This is a genomic window from Pseudonocardia sulfidoxydans NBRC 16205 (genome assembly GCF_007989085.1).
Taxonomy (GTDB): domain Bacteria; phylum Actinomycetota; class Actinomycetes; order Mycobacteriales; family Pseudonocardiaceae; genus Pseudonocardia; species Pseudonocardia sulfidoxydans.
In genome coordinates this window covers 171734-179407 of the sequence record NZ_BJVJ01000005.1, presented here as the reverse complement: position 1 = coordinate 179407, position 7674 = coordinate 171734, and the positions used below count along the sequence as shown (strand labels likewise).

Annotated in this window: 6 protein-coding genes; 3 read left to right on the top strand and 3 right to left on the bottom strand. The window is 70.9% G+C overall.

The genetic code is table 11. The annotated features are described in order from the left end of the window. The 3 genes from PSU4_RS04815 to PSU4_RS04805 all read right to left on the bottom strand — a co-directional run. Positions 1 to 1256, bottom strand: a 1256-nt coding sequence (locus PSU4_RS04815) for a caspase, EACC1-associated type (RefSeq protein ID WP_186816741.1), incomplete at its 3' end; no start/stop codon positions are given. Next, complete coding sequence (locus PSU4_RS04810; protein ID WP_147102763.1) at positions 1253 to 1627, bottom strand: effector-associated constant component EACC1; 375 nt, start codon at positions 1625 to 1627, stop codon at positions 1253 to 1255. The genes PSU4_RS04815 and PSU4_RS04810, both read right to left, overlap by 4 nt. Before the next feature lie 253 nt (positions 1628 to 1880). Then, positions 1881 to 3101 carry a cytochrome P450 family protein gene (locus PSU4_RS04805; protein WP_147102761.1) on the bottom strand — a complete coding sequence of 407 codons (1221 nt, stop codon included), beginning with the start codon at positions 3099 to 3101 and terminating at the stop codon, positions 1881 to 1883. A gap of 174 nt (positions 3102 to 3275) precedes the next feature. Between PSU4_RS04805 and PSU4_RS04800 the strand changes: the two genes are divergently transcribed. From PSU4_RS04800 to PSU4_RS04790, 3 genes are all read left to right on the top strand, one after another. Next, entirely contained in the window at positions 3276 to 4493 is a 1218-nt protein-coding gene (locus PSU4_RS04800; RefSeq protein ID WP_246114939.1) for a 3-keto-5-aminohexanoate cleavage protein, read from the top strand. A 10-nt stretch (positions 4494 to 4503) separates the two neighbouring features. Further along, a complete protein-coding gene (locus PSU4_RS04795; RefSeq protein ID WP_147102755.1) occupies positions 4504 to 5358 on the top strand; it encodes a CBS domain-containing protein in 855 nt (284 codons plus the stop codon). Between the two features lie 169 nt (positions 5359 to 5527). Beyond that, positions 5528 to 7570 (top strand): NAD(+) synthase, encoded by a 2043-nt coding sequence (locus tag PSU4_RS04790; RefSeq protein ID WP_147102752.1) that lies wholly within the window; start codon positions 5528 to 5530, stop codon positions 7568 to 7570. The last annotated feature ends 104 nt before the right edge of the window (positions 7571 to 7674 follow it).

The window sequence follows — 7674 nt, the reverse complement described above, 5'->3', positions numbered from 1 at the left end:
TAAGTCGACGCGAGGACGTCGGCCGCATCGGTTTCGAGGCGCGCGCGTGCGAGACCGCCGTGCGGAACGACCGGACCGACAGGACGGAGCCTCGGATCGTCAGCGGTGCCGGCGATTTCGACGCGCCGGACCAACAGTGGGGCGAATCTGGTCTCGGTCCGCGACGGCCCCCTGTCGTCCCTGTAGAGCAGGACAGAGGGCCAGCCCATCCAGAGCTCGTCGTCCGCGGCGTCGCTCAGCAGACGCGCTGCCCCGGCCGGCGCTGCGATGCATCCGTCCGTATCGACGTCGCCGCGCAGCGCGCGCTCCGCCCCGAGGACGATGACATGATCGGTCCCGTCGAGCCGCAGCAGCGGTGGTTCGGACTCGGCACGCACGACGTCGGCGAGGTAACCGATCAGATCGGGCCACTCGGGTTCGTGTACTTCCGCTGTCGTCGCTTCCTGTCCCTCGGCGGGTCCGTTGACGTGAGGCTCCGGAGGCGGACCGAGGGGTCGGGTCGCGATCGGGATCGCTCCGGTGACACGAATGGCGGACTTGACCGGCGTCTGCGGGGGCGACGCGTCCCGGAGGCGATCACCGACAGCCTCGAAGAGGTCGTCGACGGAGACGATCGCGCTGGCCGAGCGGCCTGCGGAGCCGGAATGCAACACGTCGGCCACCGCGGCGGTGAAGACCGAAGGAGCAGGGTTCTGTGCGGTGTCGGTGTTCGTGGCGTAGGACGCCTCGGTCGCATCGGAGGATGCCAAGACGTAGGCGCCGCGTGGTGCGACCGGCGGCAGTCCGCGTCTGCGTGTGGCTGCTCCCGACTTCGTCGGTGACGTGCGGAAGCCCAGGGTGAAGGCGCCGCTCTCACAGGGGTCGAGAATCGCGACTCTCTGGGCGGCGAAGCAGTTCTCGATGCAGTCATTGACGAACGACGCGCTCACGCCGGTCGATGCGATGTCCTCCCGATCGGTGTCGTGGGCGACGAAGGTGAACTCTCCGTTCGTCCCCCGGACGCCGTGACCGGTGATGTAGATGAGCGCCAGATCGTCGTCGGTGCGTTCCTGACAGAACCCACTGATGGCATCCCGCATCTGGTCGGCCGGCAGGTTTCGTCCTGTTGCGACGGTGAATCCACCGATGGCGCGGTCTTTGAGGACTGTGGTCATGACATCGACGTCGGCCCGACAGGACGGCAGGTTCGTGAAACTCTTGTCGCGGTATAGCTCGGTCCCGATGATCAGAGCGTGTCTACCGAGGAAGGCCCTCACGACGATGTCGTGTTGCTGTCGCCTCGCCAGAACTTTTCCATCAGCTCCTGCTGCGCGGCTGTCGGTGAACCGACGATTTCGATGGTGCGCTCACCGTCATGCACTGTGACCGTCGTTCGGCGATCCCGGGCGCACCACCCGGAAATGGCTTGACCGAGCATGGTTGCAAGCGGCTTCGCATAAGGAACGCCTGCGACGACCAGGGCTACTACGTCGGTGACTCCCTTGGCGCCGTCCTGCGCGGAAGGGCTGGCTGAGAAGGAAAGCCCAGTGAGCTCGTGGAGTGAGGGATCGGTGGTTAGCGCCAGCCGGAGCTCGCTCGTAAGCCGCTCGCGCACCAAGGGATCGCTCGGACCCTGGACTTCGAGCACTACTGTTCGGTCCGGCATGGTTCCCCCTCGAGCGTACGTCGCTATCAAGGAGTACGGGATCGGGGACATGCGGTCCAGTCCCCGTTCCGACGATTCACGCGCCGCCGAAGTGTTGCCTGAGGGCGGCGTTGAGTCGGAATCATCCCTTCTGAGGTAACAGTTCTTCTGTCCGTGCTGGAGCGACGCCGACGCCGTCACCCGGACCGATGAACGTCGGGATGGCGCCAGTATCAGATCGAAATGGCGGGGCGGGTCAGAAGCGGATCGGCAGGCGGTGCAGGCCGTGGATCAGGGAGCTCTCCCGCCACTCCAGCGTCTCGGGCTCGGCGGCCAGCTCCAAGTCAGGAAAGCGCTCCAGCAACGTCCGGAACGCGATCTCGCCCTCCAGCCGGGCCAGCGGCGCCCCCAGGCAGTGGTGGATGCCGTAGCCGAAGGCGACGTGCCCCGACGTGTCTCGGCTGACGTCGAGCTCCCCCGGGCGCTCGAAGCGGCCCGGGTCCCGGTTGGCCCCGATCAGGGAGACGAGGACGAACTCGCCCTCCGGGATGGTCACTCCGCCGATCTCGACGGGCTCGGTGGTGTGCCGCATCGTCGCCAGGTTGACCGGCCCGTCGAAACGCAGGAACTCCTCGACGGCGTTCGGGACCAGCGACGGGTCCGCGCGCAGCGCGGCCAGCTGGTCGGGACGGCGCAGCAGGGCGAGCATGCCGTTGCCGATCAGGTTGACGGTCGTCTCGTGGCCGGCCACCAGCAGCAGGAACGCCATCGAGATGACCTCGGTGTGCGACAGCGAGTCGCCGTCCTCCGAGGCGGCGACGATCGCCGACAGCATGTCGTCGCCGGGCTCGGCGGTCTTCTGCGCGACGAGCTGGGCGAGGAACTGTGCCATCGCTTGCGCCGCAGCCGACCGGACCGCGGGCTCACCCCGCGACAGCAGCGTGTTCGACCAGGTGCGGAACTCGTCGCGGCGATCCTGGGGCACACCCAGCAGCTCGCAGATCACCGTCATGGGCAGCGGGAAGGCGAACTCGTCGAGGAGGTCGACCTCGGGTCCGCGCGCGGTCATCGAGTCGGCGAGCTCCGTGGCGATCTCGGTGATCCGCGGCCGCATCCGCCCGATGGCCCGCACCGTGAACGCTCGGTTCACCAGTTTGCGCAGGCGTGTGTGGTCGGGCGGGTCGCTGTTGAGCATGTGTTCGACGAGCGAGCTCGCGACCTCGGTCCGGTGCAGCTCGGGCGTCGCGTGCCGCTCGACCAGGTTGGCGACCCGCAGGCCGCTCTTCGCCAGGCGCGGGTCGTTGAGGGCTGGGCGGACGTCGGCGTAGCGCGTCACCAGCCACACGACGAGCCCCGGGGGCGCGACCGCCCGGGCGACCGGGGCCTCCTCGCGCAGTCGCCGGTAGAGCGAGTCCGGGTCGGCGAAGAAATGGTCGTCGAGGTGGATCGGGTCGGTGTTCTCCACGGTGCTGGTCATGGCGGTGGTCCTCCTCCGGGCGGCCCCCCGCCGCCCTCGGCTGCTCCCGACGCTAGCCCTGTGCGCTGTCACGACGCTGAGGGTTTGCTGATGCCACCGGTGGGAGCGTCCCTTTCGCGGCCCGGCTCCCGGCGCGGGTGGTTCCCAGCGGCAGGCTCGGCCATCATCGGTGTGGTGACGTCACCGGTGATCGTGGAGCTCGCCCTCAACGGCCCCACGCCGCGCAGCGTGAACCGCCACGTCCCCCGCACGCCCGCCGAGATCACCGCGGTCGCGCTGGAGGGCATCGAGCTGGGGGCGTCGATCGTCCACAACCACACCGACGACGTCATGTTCTCCGTCGACGGGGTGCACGCCGTCGAGCCGTACGTGCAGGCGTGGACGCCGATCCTGGACCGGCACCCGGACGTGCTCCTGTACCCGACGATGGGTGCGGCGGCCCGCGGCATCCCGGTCGAGAGGCGGTGGGCACACGTCGAGGAGCTGGCGCGGCGGGGGATGGGCATGACGCTGGTCGACCCCGGCTCGGTCAACCTCGGCCTCACCTCCGACGGCGCGCTCGACCCGGTCGCGGCCGCCGAGCCCTACGCCAACCCGCACGCCGACGTCGACCACATGATCACCCGTACCGCCGCGCTGGGGGCGGCGCCGAGCATCTCGATCTTCGAGCCCGGGTATCTGCGCACCGCGCTCACCTGGCACCGCACCGGACGGCTGCCCGCGGGCGCGATCGTGAAGCTCTACTTCGGTGGCCGGTTGGAGTTCGGGCTCCCGCCCACCGCGACCGCGCTCGAGGCGTACCTGGAGATGCTGGAGCCGACGGGTCTGCCGTGGTCGGTCGCGGTCCTGGGCGGTGACGTCGTCGGGTGCGGGCTCGCCGAGCTCGCGGTGCGCCGGGGCGGGCACGTCCGCGTCGGGTTGGAGGACCACGCCGGGCCGGGGGAGCCGAGCAACGCCGACCTGCTCCGCGCGCTGATGGACCTGTTGCGCGACATGGGCCGTTCCCCGGCGACGATCGCTGAGGCGCGGGCGATCCTCGGAGTTCCGTCAGGGACACCGGGCCTGTGGGGCCGCACGTTCGTCGGTGACGCGCCGCCCAGCCTCGGGGACGGCACGCCCGTGACGGTGACGTTCGTCGCCCCCGACGGGATCGCGGTCCACGCGGGCGGCAACCGCCTCGGGTTCCGCGCCACGGCGTCGGCGGACCGCCTCACCGTCGACGACCGCGTCCGCGCCACCCGCATGGCCTGCCCGCCGGACGTCCAGGCCCTGGACGACTGGCTCGTCGCGCTCCTGACCGCCGACCCCGCCTACGTTGTCGACGGGCAGTCTTTGACGCTTGTCACCGACGCCGCGCGGATCGATCTCGTGGAGAGCCCCGAACGGCACTAGCGTTGGCCCCATGGTGCTGCGCGCCCGGGAGATCATGAGCAACCGCGTCGTCACCGTCCGGGCGGACGCCCCGGTGTCGTTGGCGGAGAAGCGGCTCGCCGAGTTCCGCTTCAGCGCACTGCCGGTGACCGACGACCGCAACCGGCTCGTCGGCATGATCAGCGTTGTCGACCTGCTGCGCCACCGCGAGGAGAATCCCACGGGCTCGCAGGCCCCGGTGGAGTCCGTGATGACCCGCGACATCGTGCACATGTCACCGAACGCGGGCGTCGGGATCATCGCCCACCGCATGCGCACCTACGGCGAGCTGCGGGTCGTTCCCATCGTCGACCGGGGTGTGCTCGTCGGGGTCGTGACCCGCAGCGACCTGATCCGCCCCCGCCCGACGGGCAACGCGGTGAGCCGCGCGGTCCGGCGCTTCGTCGAGCGCCGCTCCGAGGACCTGCGCCCCTCGACGACCTACCGGCCGCCGCCGCGGCGCCCCCGTTCGCTGCCCGCCGACGCCACTGTTCGCGACGCGATGACCACGGCCGACCTGGTCACGGTCACCGAGGAGCAGACCACCGAGGACGCCGCCGCGCTGCTGACGGGCCGACGCCTGACGTCGCTGCCCGTCGTGCGGGCCGGTGATCGGCTCGTCGGCGTCATCAGCGAGGCGGACCTGCTGCGCGACCCCCTCGACGGGCGGCGCACCGGGCGGCCGCGGACCGTCGGCGGGGCGATGAGCCGCGATCCGGTGACGGTCGGCCCCGACGACGAGCTCCGCGTCGCGCGCAGCCTGATGTCCGACCGCGGCTTCCGCATCCTGCCGGTGGTGCAGGCGGGACGGTTGGTCGGCGTGATCAGCCGCCGCGACCTGCTCTGATCGGGTCGACCCGGGTCGTTCGGCTGCACGCGGGCATCGGCGCCCTGGTACGAGGCCCGACAACCGCTCGTGAGTGGCGATAGTCGCTATAGCGACTATCGCCACTCACAGGGTTGCGCCGGGGTGATCGTCGCGCGGCCGACGCGGCTGGGGCAGACTTCGTCGCACCATGGACTTCTACTCCGCGTACCGGCACGGGTTCCTGCGCGTCGCCGCCGCCACGTTGCGGACCGTCATCGCCGATCCGGCGGCGAACGCGGCGTCGGTGCTGGAGACGGCACGGTCGTTGCACGACGACGGCGTCGGCGTGATCGTGTTCCCCGAGCTGACGTTGTCGGGCTACTCGATCGAGGACGTGCTCCTGCAGGACACGCTGCTCGACGCGGTCGAGGAGGCGCTCGCCGAGGTGGTGGCCGGGTCGGCGGACCTGCTGCCGGTGCTGGTCGTCGGCGCGCCGTTGCGCTACCGGCACCGCATCTACAACTGCGCCGTCGTCGTCCACCGGGGACGCGTCCTGGGGGTGGCGCCGAAGTCGTACCTGCCGACGTACCGGGAGTTCTACGAGCGCCGCCAGGTCGCGCCGGGCGACGACGTGCGCGGCACGTTGCAGCTGGGCGGGGCGGAGGTGCCGTTCGGGCCGGATCTGCTGTTCGCGGCGGCGGACGTGCCGGGGTTCGTGCTGCACGTCGAGGTGTGCGAGGACATGTGGGTGCCGATCCCGCCGAGCGCGGAGGCGGCGCTCGCGGGGGCGACGGTGCTGGCGAACCTGTCGGGCAGCCCCATCACGGTGGGCCGGGCGGACGACCGGACGTTGCTGTGCCGGTCGGCCTCGGCACGCTGCCTGGCCGCCTACGTGTACGCGGCGGCGGGAGAGGGCGAGTCGAGCACCGACCTGGCCTGGGACGGCCAGACGATGATCCACGAGAACGGTCTGCTGCTCGCGGAGAGCGCGCGGTTCCCGAGCGGGCCCCGGCACTCGGTCGCCGACGTCGATCTCGACCGGTTGCGGGCCGAGCGGCTACGGATGGGCACGTTCGACGACAACCGTCGCCGGCACGCGGAGCGGGTGGACGCGTTCCGGCGCATCGAGTTCCGGCTCGACCCGCCGCGCCACGACATCGGGTTGCGGCGCGAGATCGAGCGGTTCCCGTTCGTGCCGGCCGACCCGGCGCGGCTGGAGCAGGACTGCTACGAGGCCTACAACATCCAGGTCTCCGGTCTGGAGCAGCGGCTGCGCGCGATCGGACAGCCGAAGATCGTCATCGGGGTGTCGGGCGGGCTCGACTCGACCCACGCGCTGATCGTCGCGGCCCGGGCGATGGACCGCGAGGGCCGTCCGCGCAGCGACATCCTGGCGTTCACGCTGCCCGGTTTCGCAACGGGTGAGCGGACGAAGAACAACGCGACGCGGCTGGCCGAGGCGCTGGGCGTCACGTTCGAGACGATCGACATCACCGAGACGGCGCGGCTGATGCTGCGCAACCTCGCCCACCCGTTCTCGTCCGGCGACCCGGTCTACGACGTGACGTTCGAGAACGTGCAGGCGGGCCTGCGGACCGACTACCTGTTCCGCGCGGCCAACCAGCGGCGCGGGATCGTGCTCGGCACGGGCGACCTGTCGGAGCTGGCGCTGGGGTGGTCCACCTACGGCGTCGGCGACCAGATGTCGCACTACAACGTCAACGGCGGCGTCCCGAAGACGTTGATCCAGCACCTGATCCGCTGGGTCGTGTCGTCGAAGCAGTTCGACGACGAGGTCGGCGACGTGCTGACCGACGTGCTCGACACCGAGATCACCCCCGAGCTCGTCCCGGCCGACGACGAACGCCCGGTCCAGAGCAGCGAGGCGACGGTGGGCCCGTACTCGTTGCAGGACTTCACGTTGTTCCACGTGCTGCGGTGGGGGATGCGGCCGTCGAAGATCGCGTTCCTGGCGTGGCACGCGTGGCACGACGCCGAGGCGGGTGACTGGCCGGCCGGGTTCCCCGACGACGACCGGGTCGCGTTCGCGATGGCGGACGTCCGGCGCTGGCTGGAGGTGTTCGCGCAGCGGTACTTCTCGTTCGCGCAGTTCAAGCGCTCGGCGCTGCCCAACGGGCCGAAGGTGTCGGCGGGTGGGTCGTTGTCGCCGCGGGGGGACTGGCGGGCGCCGTCGGACATGTCAGCGCGCATCTGGCTCGACGAGATCCGGCGCGAGGTCCCGGAGGCCTGACCCGTCGCCCGGGCGGCCCGGAGCGCCGACCCGCCGCGCGCAACCTCACGGTCGTGATCCGGCGCGCCGGGAGCAGCGAGGTTGCGCGCGGGGGTTTCCGGCGC

What these genes read in the sequence shown, in the direction of transcription:
- PSU4_RS04795 (WP_147102755.1), top strand. Translation starts at nt 4,504, where the DNA reads ATGGTGCTGCGCGCCCGGGAGATCATGAGCAACCGCGTCGTCACCGTC.
- PSU4_RS04805 (WP_147102761.1), bottom strand. Translation starts at nt 3,101, where the DNA reads ATGACCAGCACCGTGGAGAACACCGACCCGATCCACCTCGACGACCAT.
- PSU4_RS04790 (WP_147102752.1), top strand. Translation starts at nt 5,528, where the DNA reads ATGGACTTCTACTCCGCGTACCGGCACGGGTTCCTGCGCGTCGCCGCC.